The organism is Pseudogemmobacter humi (assembly GCF_900609055.1).
GTDB lineage: Bacteria > Pseudomonadota > Alphaproteobacteria > Rhodobacterales > Rhodobacteraceae > Pseudogemmobacter > Pseudogemmobacter humi.
In genome coordinates this window covers 141,640-164,940 of record NZ_UXAW01000033.1, presented here as the reverse complement: position 1 = coordinate 164,940, position 23,301 = coordinate 141,640, and the positions used below count along the sequence as shown (strand labels likewise).

21 protein-coding genes are annotated in these 23,301 nt (G+C 66.6%); 7 read left to right on the top strand and 14 right to left on the bottom strand.

Going from position 1 to position 23,301, the window contains the following annotated elements:
- The first annotated feature begins 2 nt into the window (after positions 1–2).
- Positions 3–4,541 carry a glutamate synthase large subunit gene (gltB, locus tag XINFAN_RS02545; RefSeq protein WP_124084921.1) on the top strand — a complete coding sequence of 1,513 codons (4,539 nt, stop codon included), beginning with the start codon at positions 3–5 and terminating at the stop codon, positions 4,539–4,541.
- A gap of 35 nt (positions 4,542–4,576) precedes the next feature.
- Here gltB and XINFAN_RS02540 read toward each other — a convergent pair whose 3' ends face one another.
- The 3 genes from XINFAN_RS02540 to alkB all read right to left on the bottom strand — a co-directional run bounded on the left by XINFAN_RS02540 (position 4,577) and on the right by alkB (position 6,842).
- Positions 4,577–5,086, bottom strand: a complete 510-nt coding sequence (locus XINFAN_RS02540) for a methylated-DNA--[protein]-cysteine S-methyltransferase (protein WP_124084920.1) — start codon at positions 5,084–5,086, stop codon at positions 4,577–4,579.
- Complete coding sequence (gene ada / locus XINFAN_RS02535; protein ID WP_124084919.1) at positions 5,083–6,120, bottom strand: bifunctional DNA-binding transcriptional regulator/O6-methylguanine-DNA methyltransferase Ada; 1,038 nt, start codon at positions 6,118–6,120, stop codon at positions 5,083–5,085. The genes XINFAN_RS02540 and ada overlap by 4 nt, the downstream gene beginning before the upstream one ends.
- A 74-nt stretch (positions 6,121–6,194) precedes the next feature.
- The gene (gene alkB, locus XINFAN_RS02530) at positions 6,195–6,842 is read right to left on the bottom strand and encodes a DNA oxidative demethylase AlkB (protein ID WP_124084918.1); all 648 of its coding nucleotides are present in this window, start codon (positions 6,840–6,842) and stop codon (positions 6,195–6,197) included.
- Between the two features lie 98 nt (positions 6,843–6,940).
- Between alkB and XINFAN_RS02525 the strand changes: the two genes are divergently transcribed.
- A complete protein-coding gene (locus XINFAN_RS02525; RefSeq protein ID WP_124084917.1) occupies positions 6,941–7,864 on the top strand; it encodes a cation diffusion facilitator family transporter in 924 nt (307 codons plus the stop codon).
- Positions 7,865–7,924: 60 nt separating this feature from the next.
- Positions 7,925–8,815 (top strand): DMT family transporter, encoded by an 891-nt coding sequence (locus tag XINFAN_RS02520; protein ID WP_124084916.1) that lies wholly within the window; start codon positions 7,925–7,927, stop codon positions 8,813–8,815.
- A 53-nt stretch (positions 8,816–8,868) separates the two neighbouring features.
- Here XINFAN_RS02520 and XINFAN_RS02515 read toward each other — a convergent pair whose 3' ends face one another.
- On the bottom strand, positions 8,869–9,156 hold the full coding sequence (locus tag XINFAN_RS02515) for an HU family DNA-binding protein (RefSeq protein WP_124084915.1): 288 nt from the start codon (positions 9,154–9,156) through the stop codon (positions 8,869–8,871).
- A gap of 248 nt (positions 9,157–9,404) precedes the next feature.
- Positions 9,405–10,880: an AMP nucleosidase gene (locus tag XINFAN_RS02510; protein WP_124084914.1), complete on the bottom strand. Its 1,476-nt coding sequence runs from the start codon at positions 10,878–10,880 to the stop codon at positions 9,405–9,407.
- A gap of 137 nt (positions 10,881–11,017) precedes the next feature.
- Between XINFAN_RS02510 and XINFAN_RS02505 the strand changes: the two genes are divergently transcribed.
- Positions 11,018–11,869: an SDR family oxidoreductase gene (locus XINFAN_RS02505; protein ID WP_124084913.1), complete on the top strand. Its 852-nt coding sequence runs from the start codon at positions 11,018–11,020 to the stop codon at positions 11,867–11,869.
- Between the two features lie 149 nt (positions 11,870–12,018).
- On the opposite strand, the gene XINFAN_RS02500 is transcribed toward XINFAN_RS02505, so the two are convergent.
- From XINFAN_RS02500 to ubiG, 3 genes are read right to left on the bottom strand one after another with little or no spacing between them, the layout of a single operon-like run.
- Entirely contained in the window at positions 12,019–12,879 is an 861-nt protein-coding gene (locus XINFAN_RS02500; protein WP_124084912.1) for a YihY/virulence factor BrkB family protein, read from the bottom strand.
- Positions 12,880–12,935: 56 nt separating this feature from the next.
- Positions 12,936–13,874 (bottom strand): Lnb N-terminal periplasmic domain-containing protein, encoded by a 939-nt coding sequence (locus XINFAN_RS02495; protein ID WP_435530837.1) that lies wholly within the window; start codon positions 13,872–13,874, stop codon positions 12,936–12,938.
- 5 nt (positions 13,875–13,879) lie between these two features.
- Positions 13,880–14,635, bottom strand: a complete 756-nt coding sequence (ubiG, locus tag XINFAN_RS02490; protein WP_124084910.1) for a bifunctional 2-polyprenyl-6-hydroxyphenol methylase/3-demethylubiquinol 3-O-methyltransferase UbiG — start codon at positions 14,633–14,635, stop codon at positions 13,880–13,882.
- A 49-nt stretch (positions 14,636–14,684) separates the two neighbouring features.
- On the opposite strand from ubiG, the gene pip reads away from it, so the two are divergent.
- Positions 14,685–15,653, top strand: a complete 969-nt coding sequence (pip, locus tag XINFAN_RS02485; protein WP_124084909.1) for a prolyl aminopeptidase — start codon at positions 14,685–14,687, stop codon at positions 15,651–15,653.
- 134 nt (positions 15,654–15,787) lie between these two features.
- Here the strand turns inward: pip and XINFAN_RS02480 are convergent, their stop codons facing one another.
- From XINFAN_RS02480 to XINFAN_RS02470, 3 genes are read right to left on the bottom strand one after another with little or no spacing between them, the layout of a single operon-like run.
- A complete protein-coding gene (locus XINFAN_RS02480; protein ID WP_124084908.1) occupies positions 15,788–16,924 on the bottom strand; it encodes a CaiB/BaiF CoA transferase family protein in 1,137 nt (378 codons plus the stop codon).
- Between the two features lies 1 nt (position 16,925).
- The gene (locus XINFAN_RS02475; protein ID WP_233352101.1) at positions 16,926–17,561 is read right to left on the bottom strand and encodes a DsbA family protein; all 636 of its coding nucleotides are present in this window, start codon (positions 17,559–17,561) and stop codon (positions 16,926–16,928) included.
- Positions 17,562–17,571: 10 nt separating this feature from the next.
- On the bottom strand, positions 17,572–18,099 hold the full coding sequence (locus tag XINFAN_RS02470) for a DUF721 domain-containing protein (RefSeq protein ID WP_124084907.1): 528 nt from the start codon (positions 18,097–18,099) through the stop codon (positions 17,572–17,574).
- Between the two features lie 108 nt (positions 18,100–18,207).
- Between XINFAN_RS02470 and XINFAN_RS02465 the strand changes: the two genes are divergently transcribed.
- Both XINFAN_RS02465 and XINFAN_RS02460 read left to right on the top strand, forming a co-directional pair.
- On the top strand, positions 18,208–19,272 hold the full coding sequence (locus XINFAN_RS02465; protein ID WP_199286344.1) for an A/G-specific adenine glycosylase: 1,065 nt from the start codon (positions 18,208–18,210) through the stop codon (positions 19,270–19,272).
- A gap of 53 nt (positions 19,273–19,325) precedes the next feature.
- Complete coding sequence (locus XINFAN_RS02460; protein WP_124084905.1) at positions 19,326–20,471, top strand: alkane 1-monooxygenase; 1,146 nt, start codon at positions 19,326–19,328, stop codon at positions 20,469–20,471.
- Between the two features lie 113 nt (positions 20,472–20,584).
- Here the strand turns inward: XINFAN_RS02460 and XINFAN_RS02455 are convergent, their stop codons facing one another.
- The 3 genes from XINFAN_RS02455 to rnhB form a co-directional block, all read right to left on the bottom strand.
- Positions 20,585–21,043 carry a hypothetical protein gene (locus XINFAN_RS02455; protein ID WP_124084904.1) on the bottom strand — a complete coding sequence of 153 codons (459 nt, stop codon included), beginning with the start codon at positions 21,041–21,043 and terminating at the stop codon, positions 20,585–20,587.
- 313 nt (positions 21,044–21,356) lie between these two features.
- Positions 21,357–22,478: a site-specific DNA-methyltransferase gene (locus XINFAN_RS02450; protein ID WP_124084903.1), complete on the bottom strand. Its 1,122-nt coding sequence runs from the start codon at positions 22,476–22,478 to the stop codon at positions 21,357–21,359.
- Between the two features lie 89 nt (positions 22,479–22,567).
- A complete protein-coding gene (rnhB, locus tag XINFAN_RS02445) occupies positions 22,568–23,200 on the bottom strand; it encodes a ribonuclease HII (protein ID WP_124084902.1) in 633 nt (210 codons plus the stop codon).
- Positions 23,201–23,301: the final 101 nt, after the last annotated feature.

The following is a 23,301-nucleotide window of genomic DNA, read 5'->3' as shown; positions in this document are numbered from 1 at the left end:
CCATGACGAAATACGATGAAGCCTGGGTGAAAGCCGAAGAGGAAAAGCGCGCGTTCCTGAACACGCACGGGCTTTACCGCGAGGAAGACGAGCATTCCTCCTGCGGCGTCGGGCTGGTCGTATCCTTGTCCGGCAAACCCTCGCGCAAGGTGGTTCAGGCCGGGATCGACGCGCTGAAGGCGATCTGGCACCGCGGCGCGGTCGATGCCGACGGCAAGACCGGCGACGGCGCGGGGATCCATGTGCAGATCCCGGTGCAGTTCTTCTACGACGTGGTGCGCCGCACCGGGCACGAGCCCGATCCGAAGAAATGGATCGCCGTCGGCCAGGTCTTTCTGCCGCGCACCGATTTCGCCGCGCAGGAGCGCTGCCGGACCATCGTGGAAACCGAAGTCCTGCGGATGGGGCATTACATCTACGGCTGGCGCCATGTGCCGGTGGACGTGTCGGTGCTGGGCGAGAAGGCCAATGCCACCCGCCCCGAGATCGAGCAGATCCTGATCCGCTGCGACAAGGACATCGACCGCGAACAGTTCGAGCGCGAACTCTACATCATCCGCCGCCGCATCGAGAAGGCTGTCACCGCCGCCGGGATCTACGGCTGCTACCTGTGCTCGCTGTCCTGCCGGTCGGTGATCTACAAGGGGATGATGCTGGCCGAACAGGTCTCGGTCTTCTACCCCGACCTCCAGGACGAGCGGTTTGAATCCGCCTTCGCCATCTATCACCAGCGCTATTCCACCAACACCTTCCCGCAATGGTGGCTGGCGCAGCCGTTCCGCATGCTCGCGCATAACGGCGAGATCAACACGCTGAAAGGCAACGTCAACTGGATGAAGAGCCATGAGATCCGCATGGCCTCCTCTGCCTTCGGCGACATGGCCGAGGACATCAAGCCGATCATCCCCGGCGGCACCTCGGACAGCGGCGCGCTGGATGCGGTGTTCGAGGTGATGGTGCGCTCGGGCCGCTCGGCGCCGATGGCCAAGACCATGCTGGTCCCCGAGGCCTGGTCGAAACAGACCGACACCATGCCCCAGGCCTGGGCCGACATGTATTCCTACTGCAATTCGGTGATCGAGCCCTGGGACGGCCCGGCGGCGCTGGCGATGACCGACGGTCGCTGGGTCTGCGGCGGGCTGGACCGCAACGGGCTGCGGCCCATGCGCTACGTGATCACCGGCGACGGTCTTCTGATCGCGGGGTCTGAGGCCGGGATGGTGCCGGTCGACGAGATGACCATCCGCGAGAAGGGCGCGCTTGGCCCGGGGCAGATGATCGCCGTCGATATGGCCGAGGGCAGGCTCTATCACGACACCCAGATCAAGAACAAACTGGCCGCCGCCCAGCCCTATGGCGAATGGGTGGGCAAGATCGTCAACCTCTCGCCCGATCTGGACCTGCTGCCCGAAACCGCGATGTTCCAGGGCGCAGAGCTGCGCAAGCGCCAGATCGCCGCCGGCTATACGATCGAGGAACTGGAGCAGGTGCTGGCCCCGATGGCCGAGGACGGCAAGGAAATGATCGCCTCGATGGGCGACGACACGCCGCCCGCGGTGCTCTCGTCGGTCTACCGGCCGCTGTCGCATTACTTCCGCCAGAACTTCAGCCAGGTGACCAACCCGCCCATCGACTCGCTTCGCGAGGGAAGGGTGATGAGCCTGAAAACCCGCTTCGGGAACCTCAGGAACGTGCTGGACGAGAACTCCAGCCAGACCGAGATCCTGGTGCTGGAAAGCCCCTTCGTCGCCAATGCCGAATTCGACGCCATGGTGAAGCAGTTCGGCGACCAGGTGGGTTTCATCGACTGCACCTTCCCGGTGGGGCCGTCGCTCGACGATCTGCAAGGCGCGCTGGAACGCATCCGGGCCGAGGCCGAGGACGCCGTGCGCTCGGGCGCGGGGCAACTGGTGCTGACCGACGAACATCAGGGCCAGGACAAGGTGGGGATGCCGATGATCCTCGCCACCAGCGCCGTGCACAGCTGGCTGACCAGCAAAGGGCTGCGGACCTTCTGCTCGATCAACGTGCGCTCGGCCGAGTGCATCGACCCGCATTATTTCGCGGTGCTGATCGGCTGCGGCGCGACCACGGTGAACCCCTATCTCGCTCAGGACAGCATCGCCGACCGCATCGGGCGGGGCCTGCTGGAAGGCAGCCTGCTCGACGCGATGCGCCGCTACCGCGAGGCCATCGACGCGGGGCTGTTGAAGATCATGGCCAAGATGGGAATCTCGGTCGTCTCGTCCTATCGCGGCGGGCTTAATTTCGAGGCCGTGGGGCTGTCGCGCGCCATGGTGGCGGAATATTTCCCGGGAATGCAGAGCCGCATCTCGGGCATCGGCCTGCACGGGATCGAGCGCAAGATCGAAGAGGTCCACGCCCGCGGCTGGCTCGGCGGCGCCGATGTCCTGCCCATCGGCGGCTTCTACAAGGCGCGGCGCTCGGGCGAGAAACACGCCTGGGAAGCGCAAACCATGCACATGCTGCAAGCCGCCTGCGACCGGGCAAGCTATGATCTGTGGAAGCAGTATTCCGCGGCGATGCGGGCCAATCCGCCGATCCATCTGCGCGATCTCCTGGACATCAAGCCGCTGGCGAAGCCGGTGGCGATTGAGGAAGTCGAGTCGATCACCTCGATCCGCAAGCGGTTCGTGACGCCCGGCATGTCGCTCGGCGCGCTGTCGCCCGAGGCGCATATGACGCTGAACATCGCCATGAACCGGATCGGCGCGAAATCCGATTCCGGCGAGGGCGGCGAGGATCCGGCGCATCAGAACCCCTTCCCCAACGGCGACAACCCCTGTGCCAAGATCAAGCAGGTGGCTTCCGGCCGGTTCGGGGTGACGGCGGAATATCTGAACGCCTGCGAGGAGCTGGAGATCAAGGTAGCCCAGGGCGCGAAACCCGGCGAGGGCGGCCAGCTTCCGGGGATGAAAGTCACCGAACTGATCGCCCGGCTGCGGCACTCGACCAAAGGCGTGACGCTGATCAGCCCGCCGCCGCATCACGACATCTATTCGATCGAGGATCTGGCGCAGCTGATCTACGATCTGAAACAGATCAACCCGCGCTGCAAGGTGACGGTCAAGCTGGTATCGGCGAGCGGAGTCGGCACCATCGCCGCGGGCGTGGCCAAGGCGAAAGCCGACACCATCCTGGTGTCCGGCCACAACGGCGGCACCGGCGCCTCGCCCGGCACCTCGATCAAATACGCGGGCCTGCCGTGGGAGATGGGCCTGACCGAAGCGCATCAGGTGCTGGCGATGAACAACCTGCGCGAGCGGGTGACGCTGAGGACCGACGGCGGCCTGCGCACCGGCCGCGACATCGTGATGGCGGCGATGATGGGCGCGGAAGAGTTCGGCATCGGCACCGCCGCGCTGATCGCCATGGGCTGCATCATGGTGCGGCAATGCCAGTCGAACACCTGCCCGGTGGGCGTCTGCACCCAGGATCCGGCTTTGCGGGCGAAGTTCACCGGCAACGCCGACAAGGTGGTGAACCTGATCACCTTCTACGCCCAGGAAGTGCGCGAGATCCTCGCCTCTATCGGCGCGCGCAGCCTGGACGAGGTGATCGGGCGGGCGGATCTGCTGGTGCAGGTCTCACGCGGCCATGCGGATCTGGACGATCTCGACCTCAATCCGCTGCTGATCACCGTCGATGGCTCGAACCGCATCACCTATGACCGCTCGAAGCCGCGCAATGCCGTGCCCGACACGCTGGACGCCGAAATCGTCAAGGACGGCGCGCGCTTCTTCGAGGATGGCGAGAAGATGCAGCTTTCTTACGCGGTCAGGAACACCAGCCGCACCATCGGCACCCGCGCCTCGTCGCATATCGTGCGCAAGTTCGGGATGCGGAACAGCCTGCAACCCGACCACCTGACGGTGAAGCTGACCGGCAATGCCGGGCAATCGCTGGGGGCCTTCGCGGTAAACGGGCTGAAGATCGAGGTTTCGGGCGACGCGAACGATTACGTCGGCAAGGGGCTTTCAGGCGGCACCATCGTGGTGCGACCGAATATGGCCTCGCCGCTGGTGGCAGAAGACAATACGATCATCGGCAACACCGTGCTTTACGGCGCGACCGACGGCTGGCTGTTCGCCGCGGGCCGCGCGGGCGAGCGTTTCGCGGTGCGGAACTCGGGCGCGAAAGTGGTGATCGAGGGCTGCGGCTCGAACGGTTGCGAATATATGACCGGCGGCGTCGCGGTGATCCTCGGCCCGGTGGGGGCGAATTTCGGCGCCGGGATGACCGGCGGCATGGGTTATATCTACGACCCGGACAATACCGCCGCCGCCCAGGTCAACCCGGAAAGCCTGCTGGTCTGCGGGGTAAGCCATCCGCATTGGGAAGCGCAGCTCAGGGATATGGTCGCGCGCCACCAGGCCGAGACCGGCTCGCGCAAGGCGGCGAAGATCCTGGCGGACTGGGAGGTTGAGAAGCGCCGCTTCCTTCAGGTCTGCCCGAAAGAGATGCTGCCGCATCTGTCGCATCCGCTCTCGGACGCGGCCGAGAAGGTGCCCGCCGAGTAACCGTCACCACCCCCCCCCGTCCACGGGCGGGGGGGTCACCTGCCGCCGCTATGGGCGGCCTCGTGATCCAGCAGCCAGCGTTTGCGCGCAAGGCCGCCGGCATAGCCGGTCAGCGCACCGGAGCGACCGACCAGCCGGTGACAGGGCAGGATGATCTCGAACGGGTTCAGGCTGTTGGCCAGCCCCACCGCCCGCGCGCCGCGCGGATGGCCAAGCCGCGCCGCCTGTTCGCCGTAACTCCGCACCTGCCCCGGCGGGATGGCGCGCAAGGCCGTCCAGGCCCGGTTCTGGAAATCGGTGCCCGACAGCACCAGCGGCAGCGCATCCACCGCCGTCAGATCGCCCGCGAAATAAGCACCAAGAGCCCGGGCGGCATCGGACGCCTCGCCAGGCACCAGCACCCATTGCCCCAGCCGGCGGGTCAGCAAGAGATGCAGCCGGTCCTCACAATCGGCAAACTCGCAGGCATGAAGCCGCCCCCCGGCGTCGGACGCCAGCAAGAGCCCGCCCAGGGGCGTCTCGACGCGGCAAAGCGTCAGCCTCATGCCTCGCGGTCCAGGAGCGCCTGCTTGCGCTCCACCCCCCAGCGGTAGCCCGACAGCGCGCCGGTGCTGCGGATCACCCGATGGCAAGGGATCGCCACCGCCAGCGGATTGGCCGCGCAGGCCCCCGCCACCGCCCGCACCGCTTTGGGCGCGCCGATGCGCTGCGCGAGTTCGGCGTAAGTCACCGTGGCGCCCGGGGGCACCTGACGCAAAGCCTGCCAGACCCGCTCCTGAAACGCGGTGCCGCGGATGTCGAGCGGCAGGTCGAGCCCGATCCGCGGCGCCTCGACCAGGCCCACCACCTGCGCGACCAGCGCCTCGAACTCCCGGTCGCCGCCGACCAGTCCGGCCTGCGGAAAGCGGTCCTCCAGATCGCCGAGCAGCGCCGCCGGATCGTCGCCCAAAGTGATCGCGCAGATCCCGCGCGCGCTCTGCGCCACCAGGATCGCGCCGAGCGAGCACTGGCCGATGGCGAAGCGGATCACCTCGCCCTGCCCGCCCCGGCGGAAATTCCGCGCCGTCATTCCCAGCATGCCGTCCGCCTTCTCGTAGAACCGGCTGTTCGAGCCGAAGCCTGCCTCATGGATCGCGCCGGTCACATTCCCGGCCGCCACCAGCCCCTCGCGCAGCCTCTGCGCGCGGTTCGCCGCCGCCCAGGCCCGGGGCGTCAGCCCGGTCTGCGCCCGGAACAGCCGGTGGAAATACCAGGGGCTGAGCCCGATCTTCGCGGCGATTTCCGCCAGCGCCGGAGGCTCTCCGGCCTCCGCAATCAGGCGGCAGGCCTCGGCCACCAATGCGGTATTGGCCTCGGTGAGCGACGGCCCGTCCGGGTTGCAGCGCAGGCAGGGGCGGAAGCCCGCTTCCCGCGCGGCGGCGGCATCGTCGAAGAACCGCACATTCGCCGGTTTCGCCCGCCGCGAGGGGCAGGACGGGCGGCAATAGACCCCGGTGGTCTTCACCGCATAGACGAAATCCGCGCTTGCGTCGCGCGCGATCACCGCCTGCCAGCGCGGGTCTTCGATCAGCGTGTCCATCGTCTTCGCCTCCTTCACCCCGCCAGTATAGGAGCGGACGGGCGCGGGGTCGCTCCGCTTCTTGCTGTCAAATCCTACAGCGCCTTGCGGAAGGTCAGATTGAACCGCACCGGCCCGGCCAGCGGATGCGCGCCGGGTTTCAGCGCGTCGATCCCGTGGAACCAGAGCCGCGATTCGCCCCCCCAGACCACCACATCGCCGTGGCGCAGCGGATATTTCACCACCGGATCCGCGCGGCGCGCGCCGCCGAAGCGGAACACCGCCGGCAGGCCGAGCGAGACCGAGACGATGGGGCTGGCGAAATCGCGCTCGTCCTTGTCCTGATGCAGCGCCATCTTCGCGCCGGGCTCGTAACGGTTGATCAGGCAGACATCGGGGCGAAAGCCGGGATAACCCGCCTCTGCCGCGGCCTCCTGCGCCAGCCTGGCGAAAACGTCGGGCATCGCGGGCCAGGGCCTGCCGGTCTGCGGATCCTGCGCCGCGTAGCGATAGCCCCTGCGGTCTGTCACCCATCCGGCGGCGCCGCAATTCGTCATAGCGACCGACATGGTGAAACCGCCCGGCGTCACCATCCGGCGAAACGGCGCCTCTGCCGCGATGCCCGCGATAACGTCCAGCAGCGCCGCACCGCAGCCCGAAGCGCGGCCGCGCAGCAGCACCGCGCCGGGCGCCATCTGTTCGCGCCCGCCCTGAGGCGGCTCCAGCCCGTCGAAAAGATCCATCGCCCGGCCCTCCTGCCGCAGCCTAACCCGGGGCCCGCGCGGCCGGAACCCTCGACAGCCGCGCCCCATGCCGCCATGCTGGCCGAAAAGGAGACCGCATGATCCAGGAACAGGGCGCGATCAGACTCTCGGCCATCGCCACTTTCGCGCTGGCCCTGTTCGGCATCGGCTTCGGCCTCGCCACCCGCTCGGGGGCGATCATCTTCGACGGGATCTATTCGCTGCTGGACACCACCACCGCGCTTTTGATGCTGCTGGTGGCGCGGCTGATCGCCGTTTCCACCCGGCAGAGCAAAGAGGGCCGGCTGGTCGAGCGGTTCACCATGGGTTTCTGGCATCTGGAGCCCATCGTGGTCGGGCTGAGCGGGATGCTGCTGCTCGGCTCGGCCTCTTACGCGCTGATCACCGCCATCGACAGCCTGATGAAGGGCGGGCGCGATCTCGCCTTCGGCCTGGCCATCGTCTATGCGGTGGTCACGCTGGCGGTGGCGACCGGCATGGCCCTGTTCATGCGGCGGGTGAACCGGCGGCTGCACTCGGGGCTGATCGCCATCGACGTGACCGGCTGGGCGATCTCGGCGGCGATGACCGGGGCGCTGCTGATCGCCTTCATCGCGGGCTGGCTGGTGCAGGGCACCGCCTGGGCCTGGATCAGCCCCTATATCGACCCGGGCGTGCTGGCGCTGGTCTGCCTTGTCGTGCTGCCGGTGCCGGTGCCGATGGTGCGCCGGGCGCTGGCCGAGATCCTGCTGGTCACGCCCGCCGATCTGAAGGAACGGGTGGACCGGGTGGCCACAGAGGCGGTGGCGCGGCACGGTTTCCTGTCGCATCGCGCCTATGTGGCCCGCGTCGGGCGCGGCACCCAGATCGAGCTGTTCTTCATCGTGCCGCGCGGCCAGCCGCCGCGTCCGCTGGAGGACTGGGACGCGATCCGCGACCGCATCGGCGAGGATCTCGGCGGCGAGAGCCCGCATCGCTGGCTGACCATCGCCTTCACCACCGACCGGGACTGGGCCGAGTGAAGGCTGATGCGCCCGCCGCGCAGGACGGCTAAGAAGGCGGCAGCAGAACAGGATACCGCCATGCCGCCCACGCTTTCCGGCCAGTCGAAGCCCGCGCTCGCCGCCCTGATCCTTGGCGGCATGGTGATCGGCGCCTCGCCGGTCTTCGTGCGGCTGTCCGAGGTGGGCGCGGTGCCCACCGCCTTCTGGAGACTGGCGCTGGCGCTGGTGCCGCTGTTCTTCCTTGCGCGCCGCCCGGGGGCCGGGGGCGAGGCGAAACCGCGTGGGCTGCGTCAGATCTGGCTGGTCAGCCTGCCGGGGCTGATCCTGGGCACCGAACTGATGGCCTGGCACATCTCGCTGCATATGACCTCGGTGGCGAATTCTACGCTGCTGGTGAACATGGCGCCGGTCTTCGTCGCGCTTTACAGCTGGCTGATCCTGCGCCGTCCGCCGGGGCGGCTGTTCCTGTTCGCGCTGGTGCTGACCCTTCTGGGTGTGGTGGTGCTGAAGGGCGGGCCGGCGGCGCTTGGCGACGGGCATCTGGCGGGGGATGCGGTGGCGATCTTCGCGGCAGCGCTTTACGCCGCCTATCTGGTGATCCTGACCCGGGTGCGCGAGACTTTCGCCGCGTCGGTGATCATGCTGTGGAGCACTGCCGCCGCCGCGCTGGCAGTGCTGCCCTTTGCGCTGGCCGATGGCGGCGCGCTGCTGCCCTGGACGCTGGCGGGCTGGCTGGTGCTGTTCGGCCTGTCATGGCTCAGCCAGGCCGGCGGACAGAGCCTGATCGCCTGGGCTTTGGCCTGGCTGCCGGCGACCTTCTCGTCGCTGACGCTGCTGTTGCAGCCGGTGGTGGCGGCACTGCTGGCCTGGGCGGTGCTGGGCGAGGCCCTGACGCCCTGGCAGGCCGTGGGCGGAGTGATCGTGCTGGCCGGGATCTGGACGGCGCGGCTGGCGCAAAAACGCGGCTGAAACGAACAGGGCCGCCCGAAGGCGGCCCGTATCCTGTAGAAAGCGCGGCAGGATCAGCCGTTGACCAGATCCTTCAGCGCCTTGGCGATGGCGAATTTCACCTGCTTGTCTGCGGCCTTGGTCATGGTCTCGCCGGTGGCGGGGTTGCGGACCTGACGCTCGGGGCGCTCTTTGCAGGCGACCTTGCCGAGGCCCGGCAGGGTAACCGCGCCGCCCGCGGTGACTTCCTTGGCGACGACCGCGGCGATCGCGTCCAGCGCGGCCGAGGCGGTTTTCTTGTCGGCGCCCATCTCTTCGGCCACGGCGGCCACCAGCTGGGTCTTGGTCATCGGCTTGGACATTGTTGTCTCCTGTATTTCGTTCCGCATGTCCTTCTGTCCGCGTCGGGCGCGAACGGCCCCTTTTCAGGGTCATCGCTCAGTCACCTGGATTTCAGGACGAAATCAACCCCCTCTCGTCATCTGCCGCGCGGATTGAGCGGTTTTTAACGGAAAAACGCGGTCCCCCGCCGGAGTTTTCAAAAACTCCGGCCCGGAGCCTTTGAAGGCTCCGGCACGATTTCTTCAAAGAAATCGTGCCCCGCGGCAGATCACAGGAAGGCGGTTTCCTCGAAACTGCGCAATTTGCGGCTGTGGATGCGCTCCAGCGGGGTTTCCCGCAACAGCTCCATCGCGCGGATGCCGATCTGAAGATGGCGGCTGACCTGGGTGCGGTAGAACTCGGACGCCATCCCGGGCAGCTTCAGCTCGCCATGCAGCGGCTTGTCGGACACACACAGGAGCGTGCCGTAAGGCACCCGGAAGCGAAAGCCGTTCGCCGCGATGGTCGCCGATTCCATATCCAGCGCCACCGCGCGCGACTGCGACAGCCGCCGCACCGGGCCGGACTGGTCGCGCAGCTCCCAGTTGCGGTTGTCGATCGTGGCGACAGTGCCGGTGCGCATGATCCGCTTCAGCTCGTAGCCTTCAAGCTGAGTGACCTCTTCGACCGCATCTTCCAGCGCGATCTGGATCTCGGCCAGCGCCGGGATCGGCACCCAGACCGGCAGATCGTCGTCCAGCACATGATCCTCACGCAGATAGGCATGGGCCAGCACGAAATCGCCAAGCGCCTGGGTGTTCCTCAGCCCCGCGCAATGGCCGACCATCAGCCAGGCATGCGGGCGCAGCACGGCGATATGGTCGGTCGCGGTCTTGGCGTTCGACGGGCCCACACCGATGTTCACCAGCGTGATCCCCTGCCCGTCGGGGCGTTTCAGGTGATAGGTCGGCATCTGCGGCAGCTTTTCCGGCACCAGGATCCGCCCGTCGCCCGTGGTGATCTCCTGGTTCCCCGTCGCCACGAAAGAGCTGTAACCCAGGGCCGGATCGTCCAGCGCCGCCCGGGCGCAAGCCTCGAATTCGTCGACATAGAACTGGTAGTTGGTGAACAGCACATGGTTCTGGAAATGCGACGGATCGGTCGCGGTGTAATGCGACAGCCGCGCCAGGCTGTAATCCACCCTTTGCGCGGTAAAAGGCGCCAGCGGCATCGAGCCGTCGGGGAAACGGGCAAGCGTGCCGTTGACGATATCGTCGTTGGTGGTGGCCAGATCCGGCACGTCGAACACATCGCGCAGCGGAAAATCCAGCGCGCCCTCCTGTGGGATCGCCAGATCCGGGCAGGCCGCCACTGCGAAATGCACCGGAACCGGCGTGGCCGACGGCCCGATCCCGACCGGCACTCCATGGCTGCGGATCAGCAATCCGATCTGCTGGATCAGATATTTGCGGAACAGATCGGGCCGGGTGACGGTGGTCGAATAGATCCCGGGCTGCGCGACATGGCCGAAGGACAGCCGCGAATCCACCTTGCTGAAACTGTCGACCTCCAGCCGGATTTCGGGGTAGCAGGCGCGGATCCGCTGCCCCGGACGCCCCCCGGCCAGCGCCTCGCGGAAATGCCCGACCAGATGGCCGGTCGCCGCACGGTAAAGCTGTTCCAGACGCTCGACAGCCGCCTCGGCGTCATGAAAAAACTCGGGGGCGGGGTGATCGGGATAAAGGATCGACACGTCTTCCTGCATGTTCTGGCGCGCGGCCGCGCCGGGGCCGATGGTCGCCCCGAGTAAAGCCCGAACCCCGCCCACCACGCAAGTGAAGTCGCGATGACAAACGCGCCGCCACCTTGCGCCCGCATCTGCGCAAGGCGATAGTCCCGGCCATGAAAACCCTGCTTTCCCTTGGCCACGGCTACTGCGCCCGGGCCCTCGCCCGCCACCTCAGCGATAAGGGCTGGGCGGTGATCGGCACCACCCGCGATCCCGCCAAAGCCGAAGCCCTGGCCGCCGAAGGGGTCGAGCCGCTGCTCTGGCACCCCGAACACGGCGCCGATCTGGCCCCGGCGCTGGCGCGCGCCACCCATATCCTGCATTCCGCCAGCCCGACAGAGGGGCGCGATCCGTTCCTGACGCTCTGCCCCGGGATCCTGAAGGCCCGGCCGGAATGGATGGGCTATCTCTCCACCACCGGCGTCTATGGCGACACCCGGGGCGACTGGGTCGACGAATCCACGCCCCCCGTCCCGGCCCGCGCGCGCTCGGGCGACCGGGTGATGGCCGAACGGGCATGGCTCGACTCGGGCCTGCCGGTGCATGTCTTCCGCCTCGCCGGGATCTACGGCCCCGGCCGCGGCCCGTTCGAGAAGATCCGGAACGGCAGCGCCCGGCGCATCCTCAAGGAAGGCCAGGTCTTCTCCCGCATCCATGTCGAGGACATCGTGCAGGTGCTGCTGGCCTCGATGGCGAAACCCCGCCCCGGCGCGGTCTACAACCTCTGCGACGACCTGCCCTCCCCGGCTGCCGAAGTGCTCAGCCATGCCGCCGCGCGGCTCGGGCTGCCCGAACCGCCCGCGATTCCCTTCGAGGAAGCGAAACTCCCCCCCCTCGCCCGCAGCTTCTACGAGGAATGCCGCCGGGTCAGGAACGACCTGATCAAGACGGAACTCGGCATCGAATTGCGCTACCCCGATTACCGCGCCGGCCTCGCGGGCATTCTCGCGGCAGAAAGCAACTGATCCGCTCCAAATCCGGCTGGCGCCGGATGCTCTCCGAGCGGGGGGTATTTATATCAGGATGAAAGCCCATTCACCCTGACGGAAATACCCCGGGGGAGTCTTCGCCTGCGAAGACGGGGGCACGGCCCCCTTCTTGCGGCGGCCGGGTCTCAGGCCAGCCGGCCCATCTGGCGCCGGATGCGGCGGCGGTGGTCCAGTTCGGCATTGATCGCCCCACCCGCGAGGATCGCCCAGACCGAGAGGTAAAGCCACATCATCAGGATCACCGCCGCCCCGATCGAGCCGTAGATCCGATTGTAGCTGTTGAAATTCTCCAGATAGAGCGAGAATCCCATCGACACCCCCGCCCAGGCGAAGGCGGCGAACAACACCCCTACCGAGAGCCACTGCGACCGCTCGCCCCGCGCCACATTCGGCCCGTAGCGGTAAAGGACCGACAGGAAGGTCAGCACCAGCAGGAACATCCCCGCCCAGGGCAGAAACCGCGTCAGCCGCGGCGCCACCTCATCCAGCGGAACGTAGGAAAGCAGCACCGGCACGATCACCACCGTGGCCAGCGCCGCGATCAGCGCGGCGATCAGCGCGAAGGTCAGCACGAAATCGCGCGCCACCCCGCGCAACCAGCCGCGCGGATCGGCGCGATGCACCACATCCAGCCCCTGCACCAGCGCCGAAACCCCGTTGCGCGCCGAATAAAGCGCGATCAGCAGCGAGACGATGGTCGCGCCGCCCAAAGTCGCGCGCGGCGCCTCGACGAGGCCCATCACCTGGTCATGCACCAGATCGCTGGCGTCGGGCGGCAGAAAGCGCTCCACCACGCCCAGATAGCCGGCGATCACCACCGGATCGGCCATGATCCCCCAGATCGCCACCACCGCGGCAATGCCGGGAAACACCGCGAACATCGCGTAGAACGCCACTCCGGCGGCGACGAGGCCGAAATGCCCGTCACTCACCCGCTCCAATACGGCGGATACGAACCGCCAGGCCTTGCGCAGAAAATCCGTCATGCCGTCACCATCCTACGGCTGCGCGGGCAGCGCAACCGCAGGTCAACGCGCGGATGTCACGGACGGATCCAGGCGGCGAAGTCCTCGCCCGGCGGCATCGCCCGGGCGCGGGCCGAAATCAGCGCCCGCCCGCGCTTCTCGGCCAGCGTCCCCTCGCCCGCCAGCGCGCCGAATTTGTCCAGATATTCCGGCAACCGGCCCGAGAGCAACAGGCTCGGGTCCAGCGGCAGATCCGGGGACAGCACTTTGGAAAGCTGCCAGACCACGGTGGTGCAGTTCGAGGTCAGCGTATTATACCAGCGCGGTTTGCGGTTCAGATCGTTGCCCAGGTCGACATATTGCAAAAACACCTGCCGCGCCTGATCGGGCGTCAGGGTCAGCGGATAGAGCCGCACCTCCTCGGCCCGGGGCACCGCGCGCCATTGCACGATGTCGTCCTCATCCGCGGCGATCAGCGCCAGTTCGAACTGGCGGAAAAAGCCGCCGAGGGCTGAGAATTTCTCGCCCTTCTCGCGGCGGATCTCGACCGAGAAGGTCACCGGCGGTGCGTCGGTGAAGCGGAAGCTGACCAGGAGATGCGCGATCAGCGGATTGCCCCAGACCGAGGTGATCATATCGGCGCCCTCGATCTTCGTCAGATCGACGCGGCGGCTGGTCCAGGCCTCATCGGCGGTGTCGGCGTCGATCCAGCGGAAGGCACGGACGTTTTCCAGCGTGACGATATCGCCCGCGACCTCGCCGCGCACGATGCGCGAGACATCGGGCGCCCAGTCCCGGTCCTGGCGGGGCACCAGGCTGAAATACCAGCCCGACAGACACAGAACCAGCACCGCGAGCCCGGTCCAGCCCCAGCCCGGGCCGAGCCGCAGCCAGACCACCACCGCCACCGCGACGACCAGCGCGCCGAGCGCGGGCGCGCGGGCGCCGGGGAACTGCACCCAGAGCGCGGTGGCCGCCCAAGCCAGGAACAGGGGAAGAAGCAGCCAGAAGAGCAAGGATTTCACCGTTTCACACTCGCCGTCACATAATTCACCGAAAGATCGCGCGCGGAAAGGCTCCACCGCCAGGAGATGGGGTTGAACACCATCCCCTTGCGGTCCACCGGGCTAAGGCCCGCGCGGCGGATCAGGTCGTAAAGCTCGTCGGGGGTGATGAATTTCTTCCAGTCGTGGGTGCCTTTGGGCAGCCAGCGCATCACCCATTCGGCGCCGACGATGGCCAGCGCGAAGCTTTTCGCATTGCGGTTCAGGGTCGAGCAGATCATCAGCCCGCCGGGCTTCAGGAGGCGCCGGCAGGCGGTAAGGTAAGCCAGGGGATCGGCGACATGCTCGACCACTTCCATGTTCAGAACCACGTCGAACTGCTCTCCCGCTTCGGCCAGCGCCTCGGCGGTGGTATGGCGGTAGTCGATCGCCAGCCCCGATTGCCCGGCATGCAGCCGCGCCACCGGGATGTTGCGTTCGGCCGCATCGGCGCCCAGCACATCGGCGCCGAGCCGCGCCATCGGCTCGGACAAAAGCCCGCCGCCGCAACCGATGTCGAGCAGACGCAGCCCTTTGAGCGGCTGCGCCGCGGTCAGGTCGCGGCCGAACTCGGCGGCGATCTGGGCGGTGATGTAATCCAGCCGGCAGGGGTTCATCTGATGCAACGGGCGGAACTTGCCGTTCGGATCCCACCATTCCTCGGCCATGGCCTGGAATTTGGCGACCTCGGCCGGGTCGATGGTGGTGGTTCCGGTCGCCGGAGCGCTCTCCATGGCATTGTCCTCGTTCGACTTTGGCTTTCGCCCGGGTTATACAGGTGCGATGGATCAGAGATCAGGTCAAAAACGCGCCTCGGACTATCTATACCCGCCGGTCGAGCCTTTCGACCAGCGCCTGATGGATATGGGCGACGGCCATCAGGTTTGGGTCGAGCAATGCGGCCGGCCCGACGGCCAGCCGGTGATGCTGTTTCACGGCGGACCGGGCGGCGGATGCAGTCCGGCGATGCGGCGCTATTTCGATCCGGCGCATTACCGGGTGGTGCTGTTCGATCAGCGCGGCTGCGGGCGCTCGAAACCCCATGCCGAGGTGACGGCGAACACAACCTGGCATCTGGTGGCCGATGCCGAGCGGATCCGGCAGGAGCTGGGGATCGACCGCTTCATCGCCTTCGGCGGAAGCTGGGGCGCGACGCTGGCGCTGATCTATGCGATTACCCATCCCGGGCGGGTCTCGCATCTGATCCTGCGCGGCGTGTTCCTGATGACCCGAGCGGAACTCGACTGGTTCTACGGCGGCGGAGCAGGTGCGTTCTTCCCCGACCTCTGGGCGCGGTTCACCGGCCCGATCCCCGAGACCGAGCGCGGCGATCTGATTCTCGCCTATCACCGGCGGCTGTTCTCGGGCGACCGCGGCGAGGAAATCCGCTTCGGCCGGATCTGGGCGCAATGGGAGAATGCGCTGGCCTCGATCCACAACGACGGGATGTTCGGCGAAAGCCCGGCGGAATATGCCCGGGCGTTCTCGCGGCTGGAGAACCATTATTTCATCAACGGCGGGTTCCTGGAAGAGGACGGCTGGATCCTGAAAAACCGCGCCCGGATCGAACATATCCCGGCCGAGATCGTCCAGGGCCGTTACGATATGGTCTGCCCGCCCTTGTCGGCCTGGAAGCTGGCCGAGGGCTGGGACCGCGCGCGGATCAACATGGTGCCGCTGGCGGGCCATGCGCTCTCCGAGCCCGGCATCTCCGAGGCGCTGGTGCGGGTGATGGACCGTTTGCGCGGGTGACCGGCGGCGAAGGGGGCGCTGCCCCCGTCGCGTTCCGCGACTCCCCCGGGGTATTTTCGTCAGGGTGAAAGCATTTTCATCCTGATCCAAATACCCCCGCCGGAGGCATCCGGCGCCGGCCGGGGGCACGACCCTCAGGACGGAGAGCCGAAGATCTCCGCCTGATGTTCGCCGAGCCGCGGCGAGGGGCGGTCGAGCGAAAGCTCCGCCTCGGAGAAGGTCATCGGGCTGCGCACGCCGGGCACGCCATCGGGCGCGATCCGCATGCCGCGGGCGATGGTCTGCGGATCGGCGAAGACCTCGGCCATGTCATTGATCGGACCGGCGGGCACGCCTTGCGCCTCGCAGGCGGCGAGAAGCTCGGCTTTGGTCATGCGGCGGGTCGCGGCGGTCAGCCGTTCGGTCATCGTCTCGCGGTTGCTCACCCGGTCGGCATTGGTACGGAAGCTGGGGTCGTCGGCCATTTCCGCAAGGTCGAGCAGGGTGCAGAGTTTGCGGAACTGCCCGTCGTTGCCGACCGCGAGGATCAGCCAGCCATCGGAACAGTCGAACACCGCGTAGGGCGCGAGGTTGGGATGCGCGTTGCCCATCTTCTGCGGCGCGGTGCCGGTCGCCAGATAGTTCAGCGCCTGGTTCGCCATGATGCTGGTCGCCACATCCATCAGCGCCATGTCGATATGCTGGCCCTGGCCGGTGCGCCCGCGCCGGATGATCGCCGCGAGGATCGCGTTCGAAGCGTAGATCCCGGTGAACACATCGGTCACCGCCACGCCCACCTTCTGCGGCTGGCCGTCTGCGGGGCCGGTCACGCTCATCAGGCCGGCCATGCCCTGGATGATGAAATCATAGCCCGCGCGATGCGCATAGGGGCCGGTCTGGCCGAAGCCGGTGATCGAGCAATAGATCAGCCCCGGGTTCACCTGACGCAGGGATTCGTAATCCAGCCCGTATTTCGCCAGCCCGCCGAGCTTGAAATTCTCGATCACCACATCGGCGCCCGCCACCAGCCGGCGGACCTGTTCCTGGCCCTCGGGGCTGCGGAAATCGCAGGTCACGCTTTTCTTGCCGCGGTTGCAGCAATGGAAATAAGCGGCGGTCTTTTCGCCCTGATGGGTGATGAACGGAGGGCCCCAGCGGCGGGTGTCGTCGCCCTCGGGCGCCTCGACCTTGATCACCTCGGCGCCCAGATCGGCGAGCGTCTGCCCGGCCCATGGCCCGGCAAGGATCCGCGCCAGCTCGATGACACGGATCCCTTCCAGCGGTGCGGCCATCTCAGCCCCCGAGCTTGCTGTCGATCATCGCCTTCAGATCGGCCCAGGCCGGATTGCCGATCAGCTCGCCATCGACGAGGATCGCGGGCGTTCCTTTGATCTGATCGGTCTTCATATGCGTCTCGAACCGGGCGAGCAGCGCGTCGCCATGGGCGGTATCCTGTTCGCAGACCGCGATCTCCTCGCGGGTCAGCCCGGCGGAAATGCCGATCACGCGCAGGTTCTCCATCACCGCGGCCGGATCGTCCGAGTTCATCCAGTCGCGCTGCCGCGAGAAGATCATGTCCGAGATCGCCCCGTAGCGCTTGCCCTCGCCGCAGCGCGCAACCAGCGCCGCCCAGAAGCCGTAACGGTCGAAATAAACCTCGCGCAGGGTGAAATGCACCTTGCCGGTGTCGATATATTCCGCCTTGAGCGGCTTGAAGACCGTCTCGTGGAAATTCGCGCAATGCGGGCAGGTGTAGCTGGCATATTCGATGATCTTCACCGGGGCGTTCTCGTCGCCCAGGGTGAAATCCACCGGCGCGGGCGCGGGCGCCGCGGCGGCTTCGCCGGGGGCGGCCTCTTCGGCCCAGGCCGGGGCGGCGGCCACGGCGGCGGCCAGCGCGATCAGGGCCCGGCGGTTGATACTGGTCATCTCTTCGTCCTCATTTCCTGTCGGGGCGGGATAATATGTTTTGCGCCAGCCGCTCAAGCGCAGCGCGCAGGCCGGGGTCGCTCACCCCTTCGGCCCGTTCCGAGGCGGCGGTCGCGATCCGGGCCTCTGCCTGCGGATCGGGCGCGGGCGGCGCGGCGGTGAAGGGGGTCTGCGCCTCGGCGAACCCTTCGGCGGCGGTCTGGGTCAGATGGATGCGCGAGATGGCGTTGTAGCCGTAAAGCGCGTTGACCTTCTCGCGGATGCGCTCCTTCTGCATCTCGACCATGGGCGCATGGGCGCCCCGGACAAGAAGCGACAGCGTTCCGCCCATCCCCTCGCGCCCGTAGCCGATCTTCACCGGGCGGGTGATGCGCGCCAGATCCTCGCCCACGGTTTCGGCCCAGTGGGTCATCAGCCGGGCGACCGCGAACCCCCGCGCCTCGCCCGCGCCGCGCAGCTGTTTCGCCATCAGCGCGAAGGCGGGCTCAAAGCCGCGCATCCGGTGTTCTGCCGAGGGTGGGGCGGGTTTGCGCGCCATTCTGGTCCTTCGTCTCGTCCGGGGTAGTTTCGCCGGGCGATTTCCGGCGCTATCTTAGCCAAAGCCCGGCCCCCCGCCAGCCCGGGCGCAAAGCAGAGGCCATAAATCTTGCGTGACATTGCCGGAAGCCAGGACGCACGAATGCTGACCGGAGACCTGCTGGCCTGGTATGATCGCCACGCGCGCGAGATGCCCTGGCGCACGGGGCCTGCCGCCCGCGCGAGCGGCGAGCAGCCCGACCCCTATCGGGTCTGGCTGTCCGAGGTGATGCTGCAACAGACCACGGTCGCCGCGGTGCGCGACTATTTCCTGCGCTTCACCCTGCGCTGGCCGGATGTGGCGGCGCTGGCAAGCGCGCGCGACGAGGATGTCATGGCCGAATGGGCGGGGCTTGGTTACTACGCCCGCGCCCGGAACCTGTTGAAATGCGCGCGCGAGGTGGCGGCGCGCGGCGGTTTTCCGGGCAGCCGCGACGGTCTGCTGACGCTCCCGGGCATCGGCCCCTATACCGCGAGCGCCGTGGCCGCCATCGCTTACGACGAGCCCGCAACCGTGGTGGACGGCAATGTCGAGCGCGTCATGTCGCGGCTGTTCGAGGTGGAAACCCCGCTGCCTGCCGCAAAACCGGAACTGGTGCGGCTGGCCGAAACCCTCACCCCAGCCCTGCGGCCGGGCGACTATGCCCAGGCGGTGATGGATCTGGGCGCGACGATCTGCACGCCCCGCTCGCCCGCCTGCGGCATCTGCCCCTGGATCGACCCCTGCCGCGCCCGCGCCTCCGGCACCGCCGCCAGCCTGCCGCGCAAGGCGCCGAAAGCCGGAAAACCCACCCGCGAGGGCACGGTCTGGCTTCTGCGCACCCCCCGCGGCTGGCTGATCGAGCGCCGCGCGGCGAAGGGCCTCCTCGGCGGCATGAACGGGCTGCCCGGCGACGGCTGGGACCGGCCCGGCGCACCCGAGACCGCCCCCGCCGACGCGCCCTGGGCCTTCGCGGGCGAGGTGCGCCACACCTTCACCCATTTCCACCTGATCCTGCGGGTGATGACCGCCGAGGCCGAGGCCAACCCCACCCGGGGCGAGCTGATCCCAACGGCGGAATTCTCGCCCGACAGCCTGCCCACCGTCTTTCGCAAGGCGTTCGATCTGGGCCTCAGCGCGCTTTCGTCGCGTTGATCCTGCCGCCGCGCCGGGGTTAGCATCCGCGCGCGTAACCCGGAGCATCCATCATGGCGCAGCTTTCCCCGCAGACCATGGCCCGCCCCTCGCAGGCGCTGCCGTTCTGGCTCTCGCTCGGCACGGTGCCCATCGCGCTGGCGGGCATGGCCTGGGGCGGGCTCTGGGTGCTTTTGCTGCCCGCCTATTGCTGGGGCCTGTTCTCGGCGCTGGACGCGATGCTGGGGCTGAACACCGACAACGCCGATCTCACCACGCCCGAGGGCGATCTCGCGCTTTACCGCCTGCTGACCATGCTGTGGTTCCCGGTTCAGTTCGCCCTGATCTGCATGTTCCTGTGGTATGTGCCGCAGAGCGGTCTGGGGGTCTGGGAGAAGATCGGCATGACCTTCGGCATGGGGGTGATGACCGGCACCATCGGCATCAACTACAGCCACGAGCTGATGCACCAGAAGCCGAAGATCGAACGCTGGCTGGCCGATCTGATGCTGGCGACCGTGCTCTATTCCCATTTCCGCACCGAGCATCTGCGGGTCCACCACCTCTATGTCGGCACCCCGCGCGATGCGGTGACGGCGCGCTATAACGAGGGCTTCCACCGCTTCTTCCCCCGCGTGGTGCGCGAGACCCGGCGTTCGGCCTTCCGCGCCGAAAAGGCGATGCTGGCGAGGAAGGGGCTGCCGTGGTGGCACGCCTCGAACCCCTACTGGCGCTATTGGGGCCTGCAACTGGCGATGATCGGTCTGGCGCTGGCGCTTGGCGGCTGGCAGGGGCTGGCGCTGTTCCTCGGCCAGGCGGCGGTGGCGACCTGGCAGCTTGAACTGGTGAACTATGTTGAACACTACGGCCTGACCCGGCGCTACCTGGGCGAGGGGAAATATGAACACGCCCTGCCGCGCCATTCCTGGAATGCCGCGCATAAGGCGACCAACTGGCTGCTGATCAACCTGCAACGCCATTCGGACCACCATTACAAGCCCGACCGGCGCTTCCCGCTCTTGCAGAACTACGACGAGGACGAGGCCCCGCAACTGCCCTACGGCTATCCGGTGATGACCTTCGCCGCGATGATCCCGCCGGTCTGGCGGCGCTTCATGAACCCCCGGGTGCGGGCCTGGCGCAAGCAGTTCTACCCGGACATCGAGGACTGGAAGCCCTACAACAAGGCGCGGAACCCGATGCCGAAAGGCGCGCCCTGAGGCGGATGGGGCAGAGATACCATTGTTTTCCTTAGAGCAACCTACGGCTCTTTGGAACTTCTATGCCTTTCAACGGAGACAGATGATACATCTGCCTCCGTTGAACAATGGGGTTACCCTTTGATAATAATCTCAATCTGTTCGGCAGAAATACCTAGTGATTTTGCCAAAAGTGTTTTCGCCGAGACGATTGTCAGAGGCTTTTCCTCACCATTGAGGGATTCTTCGTCTTCCGCCTCCGTGGCGAGGCTGCAGGACACCGGGTCAATCTCATCTGTCTCCCCTGCTGCGACCTGTCCCAGACTTACTCGGCTGTAGTACCACTCGAATCGAGATTGAGCGCCTTTCCGGCCAACAATGAAACGTCCACAGCCAGCCGCCCCCAGTTCATGGGCCAGAGATACAGCCGATTTTCTCGAAATACCGAGAACATTGACCATCCTCTCCAAGGTCGTTTCCGCGGCATCCTTTTTAAGGGATGCTGTCCAGTCAAACAGCTTTCTTGCATTAGGATTCTTTTCGTAGAGATTCTGAACAGCTTGGACCGTATCAGGTTGAAAATCGTCGTTCATATTAACTCCTATTTTAAATAAGACAGCAACATCGCTGACAATCAACTTATATAACGCCATATGGCAAGATGTCAAGTCAAAATGGCGGTATAAGAATTTTTACTTCTTCATACCATACATAAGACGATGCATGGGGCGCTGGGAAGCTTGCTCCTCGATCGCGCCGGATGAGTCCCCCAGGTTATGATCGCGACAGGTCGGCTACCCTCTTCGCCCCTTCCCCCACGAAAAAGCCCCGCCATGAGACCATGGCGGGGCAGTGGCGCCCCGGGCGGACCAGGGCGCAGGCGTGGGGTGTAAACGGTAAGGGTGTTCAGTTCGGGCGGGCGCCGTCGGCTTCCATTTCCGAGCGGATCTGCTGGCGCAGGATGTCGATCGGGATCATCTTGCCGTCGCGCTTGAAGTGCCAGTAGGTCCAGCCATTGCACGAGGGCGCGCGCTCATAGGCCGCGCCGACCTGGTGGATCGAGCCCTTCACGTCATTGCCGACCAGGGTGCCGTCTGCGCGCACCTTGGCGGTGAAGCGGTTGCCGAGCGAATAGAGCTCTTCGCCCGGGCGCAGCATGCCGCGCTCGACCACCTGGCCGAAGGGCACCCGCGGCTCGGCGCGTTTCGAGCCGGTGATCTCCAGGGCCGAGGCGTCGAATTTGCGGATCCGGGCGATGCGCTCGGCGGCGGCCTTGCGGTAGCTTTCCTCGCGCTCGATGCCGATGAAATCGCGGCCCAGCATCTTCGCCACCGCGCCGGTGGTGCCGGTGCCGAAGAACGGGTCCAGCACCACATCGCCCGGATTGGTTGTCGCAAGCAGCACGCGGTGCAGCAACGCCTCGGGCTTCTGCGTCGGATGCGCCTTCGATCCGGTCTCGTCCTTCAGCCGCTCATGCCCGGTGCACAGCGGGATCACCCAGTCCGAGCGCATCTGGATGCCCTCGTTCAGCGCCTTCAGCGCCTCGTAGTTGAAGGTGTATTTCGCCGCCTCGTCGCGGCTGGCCCAGATCAGCGTCTCATGCGCGTTGGTCAGCCGCTTGCCGCGGAAGTTCGGCATCGGATTCGACTTGCGCCAGACCACGTCGTTCAGGATCCAGAAGCCCTGGTTCTGCAACTCGGCGCCGAGGCGGAAGACGTTGTGATAGGATCCGATCACCCAGATCGCGCCATGCGGTTTCAGCAGACGCTTCGCGGCCGCGAGCCAGCGGCGGGTGAATTCGTCATAGGCGGCGAAGCTGGAGAACTGGTCCCAGTGATCGTCCACCGCATCGACGCGCGAATTGTCGGGCCGGTGCAACTCGCCCTTCAGTTGCAAATTATAGGGTGGATCGGCGAAAATCAGATCGACCGAGGCCTCGGGAAGGCTCTCCATAAGGTCGATGCAGTCACCCGCAAGGATCTGGTTCAGCGGAAGCGCATGCTCCGCCGGTGCTTTTTTCGTCGCCATCTTCTGCCTCTGTCCGCGGCATCTGTAGGTGTGCCGTCTTGTGGATAAAGATGAGTCAGAGGCGATTCGCAGTCAAATTCTTTTTTGAATCAAGAGGTTACTGTTTGGTCTTGATACAAGATATTGTGGATGGGCCGGAACGAGCGTCTATGCGCGGGGGTGACCCCAAGATCCAGGATCGCCTGCAAATGCGCCTTTGTCGGGTATCCGGCATTCCTCTCCCAGCCGTAGCCGGGAAACTGTTGCGCCAGATCCACCATGATCCTGTCGCGCGCAACCTTTGCGACAATCGAGGCCGCCGCGATCGACTGGCAGCGGGCATCGCCCTTCACCACCGCTTGCGCGCGGCAGGCCAGCCCGCGCGGGATCATATTGCCGTCGATCAGCGCGTAATCGGGCTGGCCCAAGGCCGCCACCGCCCGCTCCATCGCCAGATGGCTGGCGCGCAATATGTTCAGCGCGTCGATCTCTTCCACCGTGGCATGGGCCACCGCGACCTGGGCGTGATCGTGCAGCCAGGCCGCCAGCCGCTCACGCACCGGCCCCTTCAGCGCCTTGCTGTCGCCCAGCCCCTCGGGGATGCGCGCGGGGTCCAGCCGCACCGCCGCCGCCGTCACCGGCCCGGCGAGCGGCCCGCGCCCCACCTCGTCCACGCCGACGACGAACAGCGCGCCTGCGGCAAAAGCCTCATTCTCGAAACTGAAATCGGGGATCATAGCCATCCCCCCATTCACCGCGCGCGGCCCCGGCGCGCAAGTCCCGGCTTTCGTCCTGGCCCAAATATCCCCGCGCGGCGGACTTCCTCCGCTTCCCTATGGCGGCC